At 46.1% G+C, this 19,393-nt stretch carries 22 protein-coding genes; 10 read left to right on the forward strand and 12 right to left on the reverse strand.

The features are described from left to right. Positions 1-35: 35 nt before the first annotated feature. The 3 genes from ccoG to L3V36_RS21850 all read right to left on the reverse strand — a co-directional run bounded on the left by ccoG (position 36) and on the right by L3V36_RS21850 (position 2,343). Positions 36-1,454 carry a cytochrome c oxidase accessory protein CcoG gene (gene ccoG, locus L3V36_RS21840; protein ID WP_004735757.1) on the reverse strand — a complete coding sequence of 473 codons (1,419 nt, stop codon included), beginning with the start codon at positions 1,452-1,454 and terminating at the stop codon, positions 36-38. Positions 1,455-1,780: 326 nt separating this feature from the next. After that, on the reverse strand, positions 1,781-2,044 hold the full coding sequence (locus L3V36_RS21845) for a YihD family protein (protein WP_004735759.1): 264 nt from the start codon (positions 2,042-2,044) through the stop codon (positions 1,781-1,783). Positions 2,045-2,175: 131 nt separating this feature from the next. Continuing rightward, on the reverse strand, positions 2,176-2,343 hold the full coding sequence (locus tag L3V36_RS21850) for a hypothetical protein (RefSeq protein ID WP_004735761.1): 168 nt from the start codon (positions 2,341-2,343) through the stop codon (positions 2,176-2,178). Positions 2,344-2,626: 283 nt separating this feature from the next. On the opposite strand from L3V36_RS21850, the gene L3V36_RS21855 reads away from it, so the two are divergent. Together L3V36_RS21855 and L3V36_RS21860 are read left to right on the forward strand one after the other, a co-directional pair. Then, on the forward strand, positions 2,627-3,418 hold the full coding sequence (locus L3V36_RS21855; protein WP_004735762.1) for a sporulation protein: 792 nt from the start codon (positions 2,627-2,629) through the stop codon (positions 3,416-3,418). A 108-nt stretch (positions 3,419-3,526) separates the two neighbouring features. Continuing rightward, positions 3,527-4,180, forward strand: coding sequence for a hemolysin III family protein (locus L3V36_RS21860; RefSeq protein ID WP_004735763.1), 654 nt, complete (start codon positions 3,527-3,529; stop codon positions 4,178-4,180). Here L3V36_RS21860 and L3V36_RS21865 read toward each other — a convergent pair. The 6 genes from L3V36_RS21865 to def form a co-directional block, all read right to left on the reverse strand. Next, positions 4,177-4,785, reverse strand: coding sequence for a DUF3157 family protein (locus L3V36_RS21865; RefSeq protein ID WP_017095598.1), 609 nt, complete (start codon positions 4,783-4,785; stop codon positions 4,177-4,179). The genes L3V36_RS21860 and L3V36_RS21865 overlap by 4 nt on opposite strands. 27 nt (positions 4,786-4,812) lie before the next feature. After that, a complete protein-coding gene (locus L3V36_RS21870) occupies positions 4,813-6,258 on the reverse strand; it encodes a TrkH family potassium uptake protein (protein WP_017087275.1) in 1,446 nt (481 codons plus the stop codon). A gap of 95 nt (positions 6,259-6,353) precedes the next feature. Further along, positions 6,354-7,730 (reverse strand): Trk system potassium transporter TrkA, encoded by a 1,377-nt coding sequence (gene trkA / locus L3V36_RS21875; RefSeq protein ID WP_004735766.1) that lies wholly within the window; start codon positions 7,728-7,730, stop codon positions 6,354-6,356. Between the two features lie 109 nt (positions 7,731-7,839). Next, positions 7,840-9,120 (reverse strand): 16S rRNA (cytosine(967)-C(5))-methyltransferase RsmB, encoded by a 1,281-nt coding sequence (rsmB, locus tag L3V36_RS21880; RefSeq protein WP_017077320.1) that lies wholly within the window; start codon positions 9,118-9,120, stop codon positions 7,840-7,842. A 119-nt stretch (positions 9,121-9,239) separates the two neighbouring features. Further along, positions 9,240-10,205: a methionyl-tRNA formyltransferase gene (fmt, locus tag L3V36_RS21885; protein ID WP_208775655.1), complete on the reverse strand. Its 966-nt coding sequence runs from the start codon at positions 10,203-10,205 to the stop codon at positions 9,240-9,242. A gap of 38 nt (positions 10,206-10,243) precedes the next feature. After that, a complete protein-coding gene (def, locus tag L3V36_RS21890; RefSeq protein WP_004735769.1) occupies positions 10,244-10,756 on the reverse strand; it encodes a peptide deformylase in 513 nt (170 codons plus the stop codon). A 140-nt stretch (positions 10,757-10,896) separates the two neighbouring features. Here def and L3V36_RS21895 point away from each other — a divergent pair, with 140 nt between their 5' ends. The 4 genes from L3V36_RS21895 to L3V36_RS21910 are packed head-to-tail and all read left to right on the forward strand — an operon-like array spanning position 10,897 to position 14,159. Next, on the forward strand, positions 10,897-11,988 hold the full coding sequence (locus L3V36_RS21895) for a LysM peptidoglycan-binding domain-containing protein (protein WP_017095595.1): 1,092 nt from the start codon (positions 10,897-10,899) through the stop codon (positions 11,986-11,988). Further along, entirely contained in the window at positions 11,985-13,097 is a 1,113-nt protein-coding gene (dprA, locus tag L3V36_RS21900) for a DNA-processing protein DprA (protein ID WP_017077324.1), read from the forward strand. The genes L3V36_RS21895 and dprA overlap by 4 nt, the downstream gene beginning before the upstream one ends. A gap of 3 nt (positions 13,098-13,100) precedes the next feature. Continuing rightward, positions 13,101-13,577, forward strand: coding sequence for a DUF494 family protein (locus L3V36_RS21905; protein WP_004735774.1), 477 nt, complete (start codon positions 13,101-13,103; stop codon positions 13,575-13,577). A 12-nt stretch (positions 13,578-13,589) separates the two neighbouring features. Then, positions 13,590-14,159, forward strand: coding sequence for a topoisomerase DNA-binding C4 zinc finger domain-containing protein (locus L3V36_RS21910; RefSeq protein WP_208775654.1), 570 nt, complete (start codon positions 13,590-13,592; stop codon positions 14,157-14,159). Between the two features lie 88 nt (positions 14,160-14,247). Here L3V36_RS21910 and L3V36_RS21915 read toward each other — a convergent pair whose 3' ends face one another. Both L3V36_RS21915 and purE read right to left on the reverse strand, forming a co-directional pair. Next, complete coding sequence (locus L3V36_RS21915; protein WP_208775653.1) at positions 14,248-15,378, reverse strand: 5-(carboxyamino)imidazole ribonucleotide synthase; 1,131 nt, start codon at positions 15,376-15,378, stop codon at positions 14,248-14,250. Between the two features lie 5 nt (positions 15,379-15,383). After that, positions 15,384-15,869: a 5-(carboxyamino)imidazole ribonucleotide mutase gene (purE, locus tag L3V36_RS21920; protein ID WP_208775652.1), complete on the reverse strand. Its 486-nt coding sequence runs from the start codon at positions 15,867-15,869 to the stop codon at positions 15,384-15,386. A 195-nt stretch (positions 15,870-16,064) separates the two neighbouring features. Between purE and L3V36_RS21925 the strand changes: the two genes are divergently transcribed. The 4 genes from L3V36_RS21925 to L3V36_RS21940 all read left to right on the forward strand — a co-directional run bounded on the left by L3V36_RS21925 (position 16,065) and on the right by L3V36_RS21940 (position 18,751). Then, a complete protein-coding gene (locus L3V36_RS21925; RefSeq protein ID WP_029223376.1) occupies positions 16,065-16,622 on the forward strand; it encodes an L-threonylcarbamoyladenylate synthase in 558 nt (185 codons plus the stop codon). 19 nt (positions 16,623-16,641) lie between these two features. Next, positions 16,642-17,559: an oxygen-dependent coproporphyrinogen oxidase gene (gene hemF, locus L3V36_RS21930; protein ID WP_208775651.1), complete on the forward strand. Its 918-nt coding sequence runs from the start codon at positions 16,642-16,644 to the stop codon at positions 17,557-17,559. A 75-nt stretch (positions 17,560-17,634) separates the two neighbouring features. Continuing rightward, positions 17,635-18,465: a shikimate dehydrogenase gene (aroE, locus tag L3V36_RS21935; RefSeq protein WP_208775650.1), complete on the forward strand. Its 831-nt coding sequence runs from the start codon at positions 17,635-17,637 to the stop codon at positions 18,463-18,465. Positions 18,466-18,481: 16 nt separating this feature from the next. Next, complete coding sequence (locus L3V36_RS21940) at positions 18,482-18,751, forward strand: DUF1488 domain-containing protein (RefSeq protein ID WP_017077329.1); 270 nt, start codon at positions 18,482-18,484, stop codon at positions 18,749-18,751. Here the strand turns inward: L3V36_RS21940 and L3V36_RS21945 are convergent. Then, positions 18,748-19,293: a gamma carbonic anhydrase family protein gene (locus L3V36_RS21945; protein ID WP_017077330.1), complete on the reverse strand. Its 546-nt coding sequence runs from the start codon at positions 19,291-19,293 to the stop codon at positions 18,748-18,750. The genes L3V36_RS21940 and L3V36_RS21945 overlap by 4 nt on opposite strands. Between the last annotated feature and the right edge of the window lie 100 nt (positions 19,294-19,393).

Genomic DNA, 19,393 nt, shown 5'->3' on the forward strand with positions numbered 1-19,393 from the left:
TTGGGGTGTTATACCAAGCACTAAGGTGGCTGGTATCAGAGCTTCTTGATAAAGCGGCTTTCGACTTCCATCGTAAACTCTTCATTATCCGAGAGTATAAACTGAATTGTCGAAACTGGTGAGCTCAGTTTTTCTGGATCGACGCCTAAGCTGATAGGAAGGTTTAAAACCTCACCTGGGTCTACGGTAATCGTTTGTTTACCGTACCAGATAGAATCTGGTAGCCCGCTGACATCAAGCTTGTACTCTTGCTCTTGCTGAGTTTTGTTGATTACTTTCAAGTTGTAAGTATTTTCGACAAGCCCTTGGCTATTGATTCTAAATAGCTGGTTTCTATCTCGTAGAACACTTAAGCCTGCAGGATCAACACTCGCTATCTGTGCGAAGAACAAACCCAGCATGACGATCAATATAGCGCCATAACCTAACAGCTTAGGACGCATCACCTTGGTTGTGTGACCATCGAGCCTGTGTTCGGTGGTGTAGTTGATCAGGCCTTTGTCATAACCCATACGTTCCATGGTGTTGTCACAGGCATCAATACACGCGCCACAGTTAATACACTCGTATTGTAGGCCGTCACGAATATCAATCCCCGTTGGGCACACTTGAACGCATAAATTACAGTCAATACAGTCGCCTAGACCAAGTTCTTTTGGATCGGCTTTACGAGAGCGAGGGCCGCGGCTTTCACCTCGTTCAGTGTCGTAACCCACGATAAAGGTATCTTTATCGAACATTGCAGATTGGAAACGCGCGTAAGGACACATGTGCAGACAAACAATAGAACGCATCCATCCCGCATTCGCATAAGTACACCCAGCAAAGAACAATACCCAAAACACCGGCCAGAAAGTCGAGTTAAAGGTAAAGAAGCCAACCACCAGCTCTTTGATTGGGATGAAATAACCGACAAAGGTTAAGCCCGTCGCAATCGCAATCGCCCACCACGCGATGTGCTTGATGGTTTTTCTGAGAATTAAATTGCTCGTCAGTTTGCCCGAGTCTTGTTTTCTTCGCTTATTGGCAGCACCTTCCAGTTTCTCTTCGAACCAGATGTACATGAAGGTCCAGACGGTTTGCGGGCATAAATAACCACACCAGACTCGCCCTAAGAAGGTGGTTATGAAGAATAAGCCAAACGCAGCAATCATAAATAGGATGGCGAGTAGGGTCAGATCTTGTGGGTATAGCGTGGTGCCAAAGAAGTTGAACTGCTGGCTACCGATATCGAGCAAGATTGCTTGTCGTTCACCAAATGGAATCCATGGGATAAGCGCAAAAAGTAAAAGTAAGAACCAACCGCCGTAACGACGAAGTTGTTGGAATTTACCTTTGCTTTCTCGAACATAGATTCGGTTACTTGGGTTAAATCGATCTCCATTACCTTTATGTGTTTTTGGGTTAAAGGTTTTAGGAGTCACATCTTTGATGTCGATTTTATCCTGACTCATGGACTATCCTTTTTGTGGCTTGTTTGCCCGGTTAAGTCGGGCATGACGACATTACTTGAAAGTATGGTTTAGAGAACCTGTAGAAATTGAGCTTGGTGCATTTGTTGGTATCGCACTCACTCTTATTATTTTAGAAGATTCTTATGGATGGCGATTATAACGACAATCTTGTTCTCATTTCTTTAACGCTATCAACCTTTAACAACAAAAGTCATAACAGTTGTGACGAAAAAATAGCGAACAGAAACAAAAAAGCGACCGAGTGGTCGCTTTTCGAAATTGATTGTTTTATTTATACGGCAATTGAGTTCTAACCAAATAGGCGATTAAAGAAGGCCACGCGCTTTTAGAATTGCGGTTTTGAAATCATCTTCTTGGTCTTTTTTAAGACCTGGGATCATTTCATCTTTTTCGCTGTTACGCATTTTTAGATGGTAGATAAGAACATCGTCAGTCAGCTCTTCTAGCTTGCCTTGGTAGCCTGCTTCGTTTGATAGCTTAATGATGAACTCTAATAGGTTAAGCTCTTGATCTTTCTGCCACTCTGGCTCCATCAGTTCAAGCAGTTCCTCAATGCGGTGACACTTCATACTTTACTTCTCCACAAATTTTATAATGATTTGTGGTTAAGGTATCAAATCGGGTAGGGAATACCAATGTGTAAAGGCATTTCAAGATAGGACCGGGCAAGAAAAAAGCGCAGTAAAAACTGCGCTTTTTGTTAAGCGGCTTTAATTACTTTTGTTGCAGTCGGTGCTAATAAAGCAGTCTTCTGAACGAGAGTCATTGTAGGAGCCAATTTCTTAGCCGTTGGAGCAGCAACAAAGCCACTACGACGACGCATCGCACTACGGTTGGTGTGCGAGAACCTGACAGCTGTTGGGCGCATTAATTTACCTAACGGTCAGGCATATCCATTGCCAATCTAATGGCCTGACTTATCATGAGCTTCGCTTCAATTACTTGAAGAGTCACTCGTCTGGCTTTCGCCAATCCGAAAAATAAATCAGGATAATGATATGCATGCATATCAAGGCTTAGATTATCACTATCTAAGTTATCGATCGACGCCTGAGTGATAATTAAACGATATTAGAGCTAAAATAGTGTGAGCAGTATATTTGAGTTTGAACCTCTTTCAGGCTTAAGATGATGCTTTAAAGGAGGTGCATATGTCGTTCTTAAAGAAAACGTTAGCTAGTTTTGGTATTGGATCTGCCAAGGTGGACTCTGTATTGCAACAGGAAGTGCTTTACCCAGGCAAGAAGGCGAGCATTATTGTGCATGTCTATGGTGGCGCTCAGCCACAAGAAATCGACAACATCGATCTCAACTTGTGCTGTCGTTACGTCAAAGAAGTTACCATGAACTCGCAAAGGCAAGAGGGCGGTCATAAACGCCGAATGCACCAGACGTACTCGTTGGCTAAATGGAGCCTGCCGTATGCCTTTGTGATTCAGCCGGGAGAAACCCGTGACTTTGAATGTGAGTTTGATGTACCGCTGAATACACCAGTCACGATTGGTGACTCAAAAGTATGGCTTGAAACCGGGCTCGATATTGCGATGGCGATTGACCCATCGGATAAAGACACCTTAACGGTTCGTCCTGATGCGCTCCTCGATGGCATCTTTAACGAACTTGAAGCTCAAGGGCTGCGGATACGCCAAGTGGAATGTGAAGCGGTCGATGGCTTTGAACTGCCGTTTGTCCAAGAGTTTGAGTTTGTGCCGACTACTGGCCCTTATCATGGTCGCTGGCGTGAGCTTGAGGTTGTTGCTCATCGTGGTGAGACAGAACTTAAGTTGTGGTTTGAGATAGACCGCAATCGCGATGGCGCAAAAGGTATGTTGGCGAGTTTACTGGGAATGGGTCAGCTACAGCGTCAATTGAGTGTCCCGCTTGATACCTCACCAGAAGACGCCGGTAAGATGGTGGTCGAGTATTTAGAAAACGCGTCTTAGCTGAATCACACATTTTATAAGTCATTTTGTCATAAAAATTTAAGCTTACACGTGTAAGCTTAATATGTAATACTGGGTCAATCGAACATTTACTCTAGTAGGATACTCATGTCTGCATCATCAGCCAGCGAATACAGTGACATCGAAGAACGCGCTAATGCGATAACCCATGGTTTGGGCGTCGTACTTGGCGTAGTGGGCCTGATCCTGTTACTGATTCGTGCGTTTGATTACCAAGCCGACATGCTTACTGTTGCCAGTATGGCGGTGTATGGCAGCAGTATTATTCTGCTCTTTCTTGCTTCCACGTTGTACCACTCGATCACCACTGAGAAAACCAAGCGCTTACTCAAAACGCTCGATCACTGTGCGATTTACTTGCTGATCGCGGGCAGTTACACGCCGTTTCTCTTGGTGGGCTTAAGAACCCCATTAGCGATGGGCTTGATGGCGGTGATTTGGGGAATTGCGCTGGTGGGCATCATCATGAAGATTGCCTTTGTGTACCGATTCAAGCGCTTATCGTTGTTCATTTACTTGGCGATGGGTTGGCTATCTTTGATTGTTGTTTATCAATTGGCGATGAATATCGATATAGGTGGTTTGGTGTTACTGGCGGTTGGCGGGGTGATTTACTCGCTGGGTGTGATTTTCTATGTGGCAAAACGCATCCCTTATAACCATGCCATCTGGCACCTGTTTGTGTTGGCGGGCTGCGCTTGCCATTTCTTCGCTATCTATCTGTTTGTGACACCGGTTTAGCGGGCAACGACCTCGATAATCTCGGCTTTAATCTGATATTCAGGGTGCTCTGCTAGGTCGAGTTCTATCAACTTACCTTCTTCAGCTGTCTTTGGTCGCAGGTAAGTGTCGGCCATTCGTTTGATTGATTTCCAGACTGCGACTTCTTGTTGTGCCAGTAACTCACCTTCTGCGGTAAATACGCTGATGTTAAGTGATACCAAAATGACAGCTTGAGTGCCTTGGTTGGTGATGGCTGTCGGAATGATAAGCTCACCACCTTCATAGCGGCTCGCGCCTAATACGACATCCACTCCTGATTGAGACAGTTGCAAGCTTGGCTTTTTACTATTAACCACAATCGTAGTACCACGCGTACTGGTTGCAACTGGGACAGCGACTACGGGTACTGCTGCGACTGATGCCGTTGCTACCGCTACCGCTGAAGTTATCTCTGTCGTTGTTGTTTCTTCTGTTTTATTTTCTGCCATATACTGCCAAGTAAAATCGTCTTTTAGTAACACTTGCTTGCCATCAGGCAATGTGACCATTTGATCAGCAAAGGCAGAACTTACGAATACTGAGTTTGCGAGCAATGCGCCAGCGAGAAGTACGTATGATTTCATCTGTGTTTCCTTGATTTTTTTGCTTGGTTAGCGTCGCCAAAAGGCTGGGAAAAATAGAACAATGAGCGTCAGTATCTCGAGTCGTCCCATTAGCATTCCTAAACTTAGCAACCATTTAGCGGCGTCTGGCAGTGGAGCAAAGTTCCCGGTTGGACCGATCACGCTACCCATGCCTGGGCCCACGTTGGCAACGGCTGTGATAGCGCCAGATATACTGGTCACAGGATCAAGTCCCATCGCGCTCAAGCCGCCTGCAATTAAGATAATCGTGATAAAGAACATCAAACCAAATGCCACGAGTGAACGCACAATATCGTCATTCACAGGTCGCTGATTGTAGCGTTGAACAAACACGCCTGATGGGTGAATCAGCTTCATCATTTGTTTGTGGAGCATGGTCATCGCAATCTGGAAGCGGAAGATTTTGATACCACCAGAGGTTGAACCCGAGCACGCGCCCGCCATCATAAGAAACGCAAACAAGGTGGTTGGCAGTGCACCCCACGCGGTGAAATCTTCTAAGCCAAAACCGGTTGTGGTGACGACTGATACGATGTTGAACATCGAAACACGCATCGCATCCATAACAGTGTAGCCATCTCTAACCACCAACCATGTTGATATTACGGCGCTGGTGAACAAGAACAGGTACGTGAAACCTCTCACTTGCGCGTCTTTGTAGAGGATCGAGAGTTTTCGGCCTCGCAGTGCGCTAACAAACAGTAAGAACGGCAGTCCACCAAGGAACATGAACAGGGTTCCCACCCAGTGAGCACTGTTAGAGAAGTGGTTCATCGAGCCATCTGAGGTTGAGTAACCCCCCGTCGACAGTGTTGTGAACGCGTGATTGATCGCGTCAAAGATGCCCATGCCTGCAAACAAATAGCTAATGATGCATAAACCAGTCAGAACCAGATAAACCGCCACGATGTTCTTCGCGACGGTTTTTGCTCGTGGGCTGCTTTTATCTGACCAGTCGGATGATTCGGTTTGGAACAGGCGCATACCACCAACGTTGAGCATTGGTAGAACTGCTACCGCCATCACGATAAAGCCGATGCCGCCTAACCATTGCAGTATAGAACGCCACAACAGAATGCTTGGTGCCATGCTGTCTAAGCCGCTTAATACGGTTGAGCCTGTCGTGGTGATACCTGACATGGTTTCGAAGTAGGCGTCAGTGAAGCTGATGTGGTTAATGAAGACAAATGGCAGGGCGGCAAAGGCGCTGGCAATGGTCCAAACCAAAGAGGTGATAAGGAACATGTCCCGCACCCCAAGTCGGAACTTAGCGGAGCGGCCCAAGCTCAAGCAGATGAACGCCACAATGTGCGTGATCACTACTGATTGACCAAACTCGAGGAAGCCACCGGTGCCAGTAAAAAAGGCAACCAATGTGGGGATGTACATGAAAAGGGCGAGTTTTGATAACACTAACCCTATCACTAATAATATCGGACGAAAGTTGACCATAGCTTAATAGACCATAGCTTTAATTGATTACAGCTTTGTGCCGGAGCGCCGTTCTCACAAAAGAAAGTTGCGAGAAGAAGCTCACGAGAACAAGGCTATAAGAAGAACGGGCTCGGTTGGAATAGAGACTCAACATCCGGTACGTATTTCTTGTCCACTAGGAACATCACTACGTGGTCATCCTGTTCGATTACGGTTCTATCGTGCGCGATAAGCACCTCTTCTCCGCGAACAATCGCACCAATAGTGGTGCCCGGTGGCAGTTTGATGTCGCCAATAGCTCGGCCAACGACTTTAGATGTGGTCTCGTCACCGTGAGCAATGGCTTCAATCGCCTCAGCAGCACCGCGACGTAGAGAGGATACGTTAACAATATCAGCACGACGAACGTGAGTAAGCAGCGCAGAAATCGTCGCTTGCTGTGGAGATATCGCAATATCAATCACGCCACCCTGAACAAGGTCGACATAAGCGCCACGCTGAATCAGCACCATTACTTTCTTGGCACCCATTCGCTTCGCCAGCATCGCTGACATGATGTTGGTTTCATCTTCATTGGTTAGAGCGATGAACACATCCACCTGATCGATATTCTCTTCGGTCAGCAGTTCTTGGTCGGCTGCGTCACCACAGAATACGATGGTGTTTTCTAATTCTTCAGATAGCTTCTCGGCGCGAGTGTAGCTGCGCTCGATAAGTTTAATGCTATAGCTTTGCTCAAGGCGTTTTGCCAAGCTTGCACCAATGTTACCACCGCCAACAATCATGATGCGACGATACGGTTTCTCTAAGCGCTGAAGCTCACTCATCACTGAGCGGATATGGTTACTCGCAGCCACAAAGAAAACCTCATCATCGGCTTCAATGATGGTAGTTCCTTGTGGGCGAATAGGGCGACCTTGACGGAAGATAGCGGCAACACGAGTATCAATGTGCGGCATGTGCTCACGCAAAGCAGACAGTGCGTTACCAACCAATGGCCCACCGTAATAAGCTTTTACTGCTACTAGGCTAACTTTCTGTTCAGCAAAACTCACAACCTGCAGTGCACCAGGGTATTGAATCAGGCGCTCGATGTAGCTGGTCACTAACTCTTCGGGTGCGATGAGGTGGTCTACTGGGATTGCACCTGATTTGAATAGCGCTTCTTTCTCTTCTAGGTATTGAGGAGAACGAATACGAGCAATACGGTTTGGCGTGTTAAACAGAGAGAAGGCAACCTGACATGCGGCCATGTTGGTTTCATCCATGTTGGTTACGGCAACCAACATGTCGGCATCTTGCGCGCCCGCTTCACGTAGTGTGTTCGGGTGGCTGGCATAACCGTTTACAACCCTAAGGTCGTATTTGTCTTGAAGTTCACGCAGTCGGTCGGCATTACGGTCGACAATCGTGATGTCATTGTTTTCACCTACTAGGTTTTCAGCAAGGGTACCGCCAACTTGTCCAGCACCTAGAATAATGATCTTCATAGCCTTTCTCTTATTTTTGCCGTTGTAATTCTAGTGATCTCATTTTGCTTTGATAATGCACTAGAAAGAAACAGCGGCTAAGAAATAAATTCTTAGCCGCTGTTAGTTGTTATGCCTGTTTTACTAGAACTGCGTAGTAGAAGCCATCCATATCTTCTTCACCAGGCAGTATTTGACGACCCGGTTTTTCGATATCAGACCCAACCAGCGTTGCGTTCTCGGTACGCTCTAAGAATGCTTTCACTTGCAGCACGTTTTCTTGCGGCGTGATAGAACATGTCGCATAAACCATGGTGCCGCCTTCTTTTAGCTGGCGCCACATTGCATCCAAGATCTCACTTTGCAGCTCTGCTAGTGCATCAATATCAGATGCACGGCGTAGCCACTTAATGTCAGGGTGACGGCGGATTACACCCGTCGCTGAACATGGAGCATCAAGTAGGATGCGGTCAAACTGACTGCCCGTCCACCACTCTTCAGGGTAGCGAGCATCACCACAGATTACGTCGGCACGTAGTTGTAGGCGTTCAAGGTTATCGTAAACGCGGTCTAGGCGTTTAATATCACTGTCGATTGCAACCACTTCAGTGTCTTGAGTATGTTCAAGAATGTGTGCAGTTTTACCACCAGGTGCTGCGCAGCAATCTAGAATTAGCTCACCATCTTTTGGTGTTAGGAAATCAACGGAAAGCTGAGCTGCAGCATCTTGCACCGATACCCAGCCTCTGTCGAAGCCAGGAAGCAAAGTAACGTCACAAGGTGAGGCTAATTTTATGGCATCAGCTGCTTCAGGGTGCAGTGTGTATTCAATGTTTTCGTTTTTAAGCAGTTCAACATACTCGTCACGAGTGTGGTGTTGGCGGTTTACGCGCAGCCACATTGGTGCCTTGTTATTGTTTGCTTCAACCAATTGCTCCCACTGATCTGGGTAGCTCTCTTGAAGCATTTTTAGAATCCAGCTTGGATGGCTGTATTTGCCAGCATTGTGGCTAACGGCTTTCTCGTCTAGTTCTTCTTGATCGCGCAGATAGCTGCGAAGTACGGCATTGATCAAACCACTGAGGCTTGGGCCACGCAGTGTTTTGGTTGCTTCAACTGTTTCAGCAACGGCGGCATGCGAAGGAATTCGCATAAAGCCCAACTGATAAATGCCTACTAAGATCAGGTGATGGAAGACGCGCTTTTTACCTTTAAGCGAGTTTTCCATCAGTTCGTTAGCGATTGACTCTAAGCGAGGCAGGTAACGAAGTGCGCCGTAGCAAATCTCTTGCAGTAGAGCATGGTCTCGCGGACGGATCGTTTTTTGAGCCGCAGGGAGAGCGTGTGAAAGAGAGTGGCCTTTATCGACAACTTGGAATAGGACATTTGCAGCAGCAGCGCGAACATTCATGAGGGGTACCGAATATTTATTTGAATACATGAGGGCATCTCTGCCCTCGTAAAGGTTTTCTAAACTGTGTTTTTACAAGCTACACATTTTTAAGTGCATATTGAGTAGCTTTAAAGCGGTTAAGAAAGTTGAGTACCAACTTCAAACCAGCTTGCACGTGAGTTCAATATGTCTTGAACTGACATGGCTTTTTTGCCAGGAACTTGCAGTTGTTCCAAAACCAGTACTTTGTCGCCAGTCGCAACATAGATACCCGTTTTATCTGCTTTGATGATTGAGCCAGCTGGCGCAGATGTTGATTGTTGATCAACACGTGTCTGCCAAACTTTAATGCTTTTTTCATCATTAGAGCTGCTATCAGTAATCGCAAAGTGACTCATTGGCCATGGGTTGAAAGCGCGCACACAACGTTCGATGTGTTTTGCACTGTCATTCCAGTCAATCTTCGCTTCTTCTTTGCTCAGCTTCTTCGCGTAGTTAGCAAGTTCGTCGTCTTGCTTCTCAGCAACGGCTTTACCAGAAGCGATGTCAGCTAAACACTCAACAAGCGCATCAGGACCAAGGCCTGCCAACTTCTCGTACATTGACGCGCTGGTGTCTGTTGCTTCGATTGGTAGCGTCGCGATACTTAACATATCACCGGTATCTAGGCCGATATCCATCTGCATGATCGTTACGCCTGTCTCTTTATCGCCCGCCCAGATAGAGCGTTGGATCGGAGCAGCACCACGCCAGCGCGGTAGGATAGAACCATGCACGTTGATACAACCCAAGCGAGGCGTATCTAATACAGCTTGTGGAAGAAGCAAGCCGTAAGCGACAACAACCATGATGTCAGCATTCAAATCTGCTAGCTCTTGCTTAGCTTCATCTGACTTGAAGTTTTCTGGTTGGTAAACCGGAATATTGTTTTCAAGTGCGATGTTTTTTACTGGGCTCGCAGTCAGTTTTTTACCGCGGCCTGCTGGACGATCTGGCTGTGTGTAAACAGCAATAACTTCATGCTCCGAAGACAACAACGCCGCCAAGTGACGGGCGGCGAAATCCGGAGTACCTGCGAAGACAATTCTTAAAGATTGACTCAAGGTAGACTTCCTTCTTAATTTAGTAATAGCAGCGGTTATTAACCTTGTTTCTCGTTGAAACGTTTAATCTTCGCTAGCTTATCTTGAATACGTTTGCGCTTTAGTGGCGATAGGTAATCAACAAACAACTTGCCTTCTAGGTGGTCAAGTTCGTGCTGAACACAGATAGCCAGAAGGTCGTCAGCGTCGAATGTGAATTCGTTGCCTTCACGGTCTAATGCTTTAACCGTTACTTCTGCAGCGCGAGGGACTAGAGCTCGAGCGCCTGGTACAGATAGACAGCCTTCTTCGATACCATCTTCGCCACGTTTGTCGGTAATTTCAGGGTTGATCAGAACCATAGGCTCGTCACGTGTTTCTGAAATATCGATAACAACGATGCGCTGGTGGAAATCTACTTGCGTTGCAGCAAGGCCGATACCTTCTTCGTCGTACATGGTTTCAATCATGTCATCAACGAACTTTTGAATCTCTGGGGTAACTTCTTTTACCGGTTTCGCCACGGTACGTAGACGATCATCTGGTAATGTTAATACTTGTAATACAGACATATACACTCGAAATATTGAACTGTGCCGAAACAGCTTAAACCTTGTTGGCTCAATTCTAGACATTTTAGAGGTCAAATGACAGCATCCTGAAGTTAATTCTCTAATCAGATGTCATATATTCAGACCAAGGAACCTAGGTCATGCGTCATTTTTCTCCCACTTTTTCTCTTATTTGTGCCTCGCTTTCGTTCGCCGTTATGGCTGAAAATAGTGAGCAACCTTTAACCATTAAACAAGGCGCACCCGAGGTGTATGTGGTGGTTAAAGGGGATACCTTATGGGATATTTCCGCGATGTATCTCGATAGCCCTTGGTTGTGGCCAAGGCTATGGCAGGTAAACCCTGAAATAGAAAACCCTCACCTTATTTACCCTGGAGATAAATTGTCTCTAGTTTGGATTAATGGCGAGCCGGTATTGAGCCTTAAACCCGTCATCAAGTTAAGCCCTAAGATTCGTGTCTCTGAGAAGAAAGCGGTGCCTACCGTGAATGAGGGGTTGGTTCTGCCGTATCTGCAATCTGATCGCTTGGTTGAGCAGCAAGATCTCCAATCGGCTCAACGAGTGTTGGGGACCAGTGATGGCAAGCGTTTCTTATCAGGTGAAGACCGACTATTTATTTCGGGTAACCAACAACATCAAAAATGGGGTATTTACCGTTCTGTCGAAACTTATCAACGACAACAACCTCAAGCGAGCATGACCTCTTTGCGTTTGGTCGCCACGGCGCGCCTGAAAGAGGTGGATGCTGAGTTCAGTAGTTTACAGATAGAGACTCAACTGCAAGAGGTGTTACTTAATGACCTCGTGTTACCAGAGCTTGGCGTTGATCAGGTGAAGCTCTCAACCACATTTTATCCAGCGCCTAGTGCTGCGGGCCAGTTTGCTAATATCTTGGGTTCATTAGATGGCAGCCAATACAGTGCAAAGAATCAAGTGGTCGTTATTAATAAAGGCTCACAGGACAATCTTCGCCAAGGCTCTATGTTTACGCTCAGTGAAAGCGGCGCTGTGGTGTTTGGTAAGCAAGGTGAATACAGCTACAAAGAGTCTGCGGCGAGCGATAAGGTGCAGCTGCCAAGTACCTCACTTGGTAGTTTGATGGTCATTCGTCCTTATGAGTATTTTAGCTTGGCCTTGATCACTCAGAGCTCAAAACCGGTTAGTAATGATATTCTGGCGGTATCACCTTTGGATCTGGCTTTGAAGGAAGAAGCTAAGGGCACCGAGTGAATGAGCAACAACTGAGTGCTTGGTTAACTCTAAGTTTTGTTCCGCAATTGGGTGGCAAGCGCCTTTCTCGACTGCTGAGTATTGATTCCCCTTTGAATATTGTTGGTTACTCAAGTCAGCAACTGCAAGCGCTTGGTTTGTCTGCCAAGCAAATTGCCTATCTAAGAGAGCAAGCCCCAAGAGAAGTGGAGGCTTGCCTAGAGTGGCAAGCAAGACAACCCAACCATCACATCATTACCCCGAATTGCTCGCATTATCCCAAACTGCTGAATGAGACCGCCTCCGCGCCAAGCGTGCTTTTCGTTAAAGGTCACGTTGAAAAACTGATTGAGCCTCAAATCGCTATGGTCGGCAGTCGTAATGCCAGTCTCGAAGGGTTGCAAACCGCGAAGTCCTTCGCCAAAGAGTTCGTCCAAAACGGTTTGATTGTCACCAGTGGCTTAGCGCTCGGTATCGATGGCTATGCTCATGATGGTGCTCTAGATAAAGGAGGGGAAACTTTTGCGGTGTTGGGTTCAGGCTTGGACTCCATTTACCCTGCACGTCACCGAAATCTAGCGGATAGAATTTGTGAGAATGGCGCGCTGATCTCAGAGTTCCGTCCAAGCGCTAAACCTCGACCTGAACATTTCCCTCGGCGTAACCGTATTATAAGTGGGTTATCGCTCGGAACCTTGGTAGTTGAAGCGGCTGAGAAGAGTGGCTCTTTGATTACAGCTCGCTATGCCATGGAGCAAGGTAGAGAGGTGTTTGCGCTGCCCGGTTCAATTCATAACCCAACCAGTCGAGGAGGTAATAGCTTAATCAAAGCTGGAGCATGCTTGGTACAGAGTGCACAAGATGTTCTGATTGAAATAAAGAGTCTGTTAGACTGGTCTATCGATCAGCAACCCAGCTTGTTCGAACCTACGCCCAGTATGGGGGAAAATGAACAATTGCCATTTCCACAGCTGTTAGCTAACGTAGGATTAGAGGCGACACCCGTTGATATTTTGGCACAGAGAACCCATATACCTGTGCATGAGGTCATGATGCAGCTTTTAGAGCTTGAGCTCTCAGGGCATGTTGTTGCAGTTTCCGGTGGCTATATTCGAAAGGGGAGAGGCTAAGCTATGATGATGGACATACTGATGTACTTGTTTGAAACCTACATCCATAGCGATTCTGAATTGCAGGTGGATCAAGATGAGCTGGAAGATGAGCTTCTTCGAGCAGGGTTTCACCAAGATGATATTTATAAGGCCCTCCATTGGTTAGAAGATCTTGCGGCATTGCAAGATACTGAGAATCAAGCGGCAATTACTATGTGTTCCAATACCTCGATGCGTATTTATACCAGTCGAGAGATTTCACGTATTAATATGGAGTGCCGAGGTTTCTTATTGTTCCTTGAACAGATCAACGTACTCACGACAGAGATTCGTGAAATGGTGATTGATCGTGTGATGGGGCTTGAGACGAGCGAATTTGAATTGGATGATCTGAAATGGATTATCTTAATGGTGCTATTTAATGTGCCGGGTAATGAAAGTGCTTACACGCAAATGGAAGAGCTGTTGTACACCAAAGAGCAAGGTATCTTGCATTAATACAGGCTTGTCATGAGTAGTAAGATTGATAATCAGCTTTTTTCAGCACATGAACATGCATTAGAGCATGAACCATGTCCACAGTGTGGTGGAGAGCTTCAGCTTCGCCATGGTAAGCACGGCCCATTTTTAGGCTGTAAGCAGTATCCGAGCTGTGATTACATCAAGCCTCTACATCAAAACGATGGTCACGTAGTGAAAGAGCTGGGTGTGCCGTGTCCTAAATGCCAAAACGAATTGGTATTAAGGCAAGGTCGCTTTGGTATGTTCATTGGTTGTAATAGCTACCCAACGTGTAATCACATCGAATCTTTGGACCAACCAAAAGAACAACCTGAAGAGCAGCCACTTGTTGGCTGCCCTGAGTGTGGCAGAGGCCATTTGGTTGAGCGTAAATCTCGCTATGGCAAAACCTTCTATGCGTGCGATAACTACCCTAAGTGCAAGTTCGCCGTTAATCAGCCACCTGTTATAGGTCGTTGTGAAGAGTGTCAGTTCCCGCTGTTGCTGGAGAAGAAAACGGCCAGTGGTACTAAGAAGCAATGTGCTGATCGCAAGTGTCATCACATTCAATCTCAATAACTCGATATTATAGACACAAAAAAACGGCGCTCACTGAGCGCCGTTTTTATATCCAATGAACTTTTTATATCAATAAGCCAATGTAGGCTTACTGCATCTGCTCAGCAAACTCATGCACAGCAGGGTAGGCTTGCTTATCGAGAATATCTGCCAGTGAGCATAACGCTCTTTGCAGCTCTGCGTTGTAGTCAGCGCTCACGTTAATGTGGCCCATCTTACGACCTGCACGCTTCTCTTTACCATACCAATGAACATGACAACCACCTTGAGCAAGAATTGCTTCAGGTAGGGTATCTTCACCAAGGATGTTGATCATTGCGGTTGGGCGAATCAGTTTAGTACTGCCTAGTGGCATACCGCACACAGCACGTAGGTGGTTCTCAAACTGACAAGTTTCAGCGCCTTGCTGTGTCCAGTGGCCAGAGTTATGAACACGTGGTGCAATTTCGTTAACTAGCAGTGAACCTTTAACATCAAAGAACTCTAACGCTAGCACGCCAACGTAATCCAAACGTTCTGCAACAGCGGTGAACATGGTTTTCGCTTGCTCTTGCAGTTCAATGTCATCAATGGCTGTTGATAAGCTCAACACGCCGTCGGTGTGAACATTCTCAGCCAGTGGATACACTTGAATCTCGCCATTGGTACCACGAGCACCAACCAGTGATACTTCGCGGTCAAACGGAACGAATTCTTCAGCCACAATAGCTTGGTTGTCGGTCGCGGTAATGCACTCAGCCATTTCTGCCCAAGTCGCATCAACATTATCTAATGTCTTTAAGCGCCATTGACCTTTGCCATCGTAGCCACCAAGTGTGCTCTTCAATACCATTGGTAAGCCAACGTGAGCGATCGCAGCGTCAAAGTCTTCGCGAGAGTTGATCTCGTAGTACTTAGCATTTTTCACGCTTGCTTCGTCTAACAGGGCTTTTTCAAGGCGACGGTCACCGCCAGCTTTGATTGCTTCTGTTGTCGGTAAGAACTTACCGCTGCGCTCACATACCTCAAGTACATCATGAGGGATATGCTCGAATTCAGCAGTAATGACGTCCGCACGCTCAATCGCATTGTCTAAGCCGTTGCCTAGAATCGCTTGCGTTAATGGGTGAACAATATTTTTGCTGCCAACATCAAAAGCAGAAATTTCAATATTCAGCGGCGCCCCAGCTAGGGACATCATGCGAGCAAGTTGGCCCGCGCCTAACACAAGAACATGCATGGGAATTAGTCCTCAGCAGGGTTTGGATTAGCCAGAACCGTTTCTGTTTGCTCAGAGCGGAACGCTTCTACTTTTACCATCACTTCTTCATTGTGAGTACCAATGATTTGGGCTGCTAGGATACCAGCATTGGCAGCGCCAGCTTCACCGATAGCCAAAGTACCTACCGCAATGCCTTTTGGCATCTGTACGATAGAAAGCAGAGAATCCATGCCCTTGAGTGCTTTAGACTGAACAGGAACACCTAAAACAGGTACGCTTGTGAAAGCTGCAGCCATGCCCGGAAGATGCGCAGCACCGCCAGCACCAGCAATAATCACTTTAATACCGCGCTCTTTCGCACTGGTTGCGTAATCAGCAAGCAACTGAGGTGTGCGGTGAGCAGAAACCACTTTTGTTTCGTACGCCACGCCAAACTGATCCAACATTTCTGCAGCTAGCTTCATTGTTGGCCAATCAGATTTAGAACCCATGATAATACCGACAGTCATCTCAAACTCCTTCAGGTACGATTTAATTAGTGATTAGATATTTTGCGCGCATTATACGGGTAAAATTGCTTAAGGAAAACGTTTGCGTCAGTCTAAGTTGTTAATTGATACATTTTATAAACAAATAGCTTTAGTCACAGTGAATGATAATTTGTACACTTAGCGAGTTCGATAACAGAATTAATGAGGCAACCCTTGGATAACTTTCAACATACTTTGCAGGCATTACAACAAGGTGAAGTCATTGCTTACCCGACTGAAGGCGTTTTTGGGGTCGGTTGTGATCCCGATAATCCACAAGCCATTAAGAAATTGCTCGATTTAAAACAGCGGCCGATGGAGAAAGGGTTGATCCTAATTGCTGCGAGTTACGAGCAGTTGCTGCCCTATATTGATGAAAGCCAGTTGACGGAAGCGCAGTTAGCGACCGTAAAAGCAACATGGCCAGGTCCGGTAACTTGGATAATGCCAACCAGCAGTAAAGTAACTGACTGGGTCAGCGGCCAGTTTGATTCTATCGCGGTACGAGTGACGGATCACCCTTTGGTGCAAAGAATGTGTAATGAGTTCGGCAAGCCGTTAACCTCTACCAGTGCCAACCTGACTGGCGAGCCGCCTTGTATGACGACTGAAGAAGTTCAACAGCAACTAGGTCAACACTTAGTCGCGATTCTAGAAGGTCAAACGGGTGGTCGTGAGAAGCCAAGCGAAATTAGAGATGCAAAAACGTCGAAAATATTAAGACAGGGTTAAACTCTGCAAAGGAAGAAAGATGTCAGCAATTGATAAAGAAGCAGTAAAACAGTTTTTACTGAGCCTACAAGATTCGATTTGCCAACAGCTTGAGCAAGCTGATGGTGCAGCATTGTTTGAAGAAGATGCATGGCAGCGTGAACCTGGCGAGCGCCTTGGTGGCGGTGGTCGTACTCGCGTGATGACCAACGGTGCGGTATTTGAGCAAGGTGGGGTTAACTTCTCTCACGTAGCGGGTAAGGCAATGCCTGCCTCAGCCACGGCTCATCGCCCTGAATTAGCTGGACGTAAGTTTGAGGCTATGGGGGTTTCATTAGTTATCCACCCTAAAAACCCATATATCCCAACATCACACGCCAACGTACGATTCTTTATTGCGGAAAAAGAAGGGGAAGACCCGATTTGGTGGTTTGGTGGCGGTTTTGACTTAACGCCATTTTATCCTTTCGATGAAGACTGCCAATCTTGGCATCAAACCGCTAAAGATCTTTGTGCGCCGTTTGGTGATTATGTTTATCAAGAACATAAAGAGTGGTGTGATAAATACTTCTACCTGCCTCACCGAGACGAAACACGCGGTGTGGGTGGTCTGTTCTTTGATGATCTTAATGAGTGGGGTTTCGATAAGAGCTTTGCTTATATGCAGGCTGTCGGTGAAGGCTTTGCAGCCGCCTATCTACCCATTGTAGAACGACGTAAAGAGACGTCTTACGGTGAGCGCGAGCGTGACTTCCAACTTTATCGTCGTGGTCGCTATGTTGAATTTAACCTAGTTTACGACCGTGGCACCTTATTTGGCCTGCAAAGTGGTGGTCGCACAGAGTCTATATTGATGTCGATGCCGCCGTTGGCTCGTTGGGAATATCGCTATGAACCACAAGCGGGCTCACCAGAAGCTCTGCTTTATAGCGACTACCTAAAGCCTCGAGTTTGGTAGTTCTTCCTTCCTTATAGGGATAGTGATAGGGTCATCTATATAGATGACCCTTTTTTATTTCTGTTAGGTAAGGATATGACACAGCAAGTAGATCGTTATGCCGTTTTCGGTAACCCTATTGGGCAAAGCAAATCGCCATTCATTCACACATTATTTGCTCGCCAAACCAGCCAACAACTTACCTATACAGCACTCCAGCCAGAACAAGGTGAATTCATCATTGCTGCTCAAGCTTTTTTTAGTGAAGGTGGGAGAGGGTGTAATGTCACTGCGCCATTTAAAGAAGATGCTTATCAGTTCGCTAATCGCCTGACTGAAAGGGCTGAACTAGCAGGTGCCGTAAACACACTTAAAAAGCTCGATGATGGAGAGGTCATTGGTGATAACACCGATGGTGAAGGTTTAGTTCAAGATCTTCTTCAACATCAAGTAGTCCTAGAAGGGGCTCGCGTTCTTCTACTTGGTGCTGGTGGTGCTGCTCGAGGAGTGATTCAACCTCTACTCGACCAAAAGCCACAACAGTTGGTCGTCGCTAATCGAACCAGTTCAAAGGCTGAACTTCTGGCCGAGATGTTTTCTTTACATGGAAACATCAAAGGAATGGGGTTAAGCGATGTTAATGAAGGCTTTGATGTCATTATTAACTCTACTTCGTCTGGTCTAAGCGGGCAGCTTCCTGAAGTGTCTGATGCTATTTTCAATTCTAATAGCGCCGTTTATGACATGGTTTACGGATCTGGAACGACGGTATTCAATCAATGGGCATTAGATAACGGTGTTCATGCTGCTTATGATGGTTTGGGTATGCTAGTGGGGCAGGCAGCAGAGAGCTTTATGCTATGGCGTGGTCTTCGTCCAGGAACAAAACAGATTTTAAGAGAACTACGTAAAAACCTAGAGATGTAATGAGGTATTTATAAAAATGAATCAATCAATTCTATTTCCTGATATCCAAGATTGGGATGAAGAAAATCAATCAATCATCTTCCCTGCACAACAGTCTGGCGCACTGATTGAGTGTGTTATGTCTATTGAAGAGCTGTCTCGATTGGCAGGTAAAAATATAGAAGAAGGCGATCAAGCTTTAGTTATCTTTTCAGAGTTACGTTTCGATATTGAAGAGCTAGCTGAAGAGTTAATAGAAGAAGAGGAGTATGACTCCTCTAATCGGATTCAGATCAAAGTGTTTTAGACTGGCAACACAGAGTCTAGATAGTCGTTTTTATTCTGAACATAGTTGTCAGCTGACCTCTGTAAAAAGGCACGCTCTTTATCATTTAATGGGCGTGCTTGTTTTACTGGGCTTCCTACATAGAGATAACCGCTTTCAAGTACCTTATTAGGCGGAACCAAGCTACCAGCACCAATCATCACATCTTCTTTAATAACCACGCCATCGAGCACGATAGCTCCCATACCAACAAGTACGCGATCTTCAATGGTGCAGCCATGCAGCATTACTTTATGCCCAATAGTGACATCATTACCTATTAGTAGAGGATAACCCTCAGGGTTTTCTGCATTCTTATGGGTGACGTGCAAAACGCTGCCGTCTTGGATATTCGTTCTATCTCCAATATGAATGTGGTTCACATCTCCTCGAGCTGCAACTAAAGGCCACACACTAGAGTCGTCACCGATTTTGATATCACCAACTAGAACAGAACTTGTATCTATATAGACACCTTGTCCAATCTGAGGGGATATTCCTTTATAACTGCGTATTGAACTCATAAATCCTCCTTTATATAGGCACCTTAAGCCCTTAATTAAGGGGAATACTAGTGAAAATGGGGTGCTTTGAACAAAAAACGCTCGAACAATCAAAAAAGTA

It is taken from the genome of Vibrio sp. G-C-1, assembly GCF_021728015.1.
Lineage (GTDB): Bacteria > Pseudomonadota > Gammaproteobacteria > Enterobacterales > Vibrionaceae > Vibrio > Vibrio splendidus.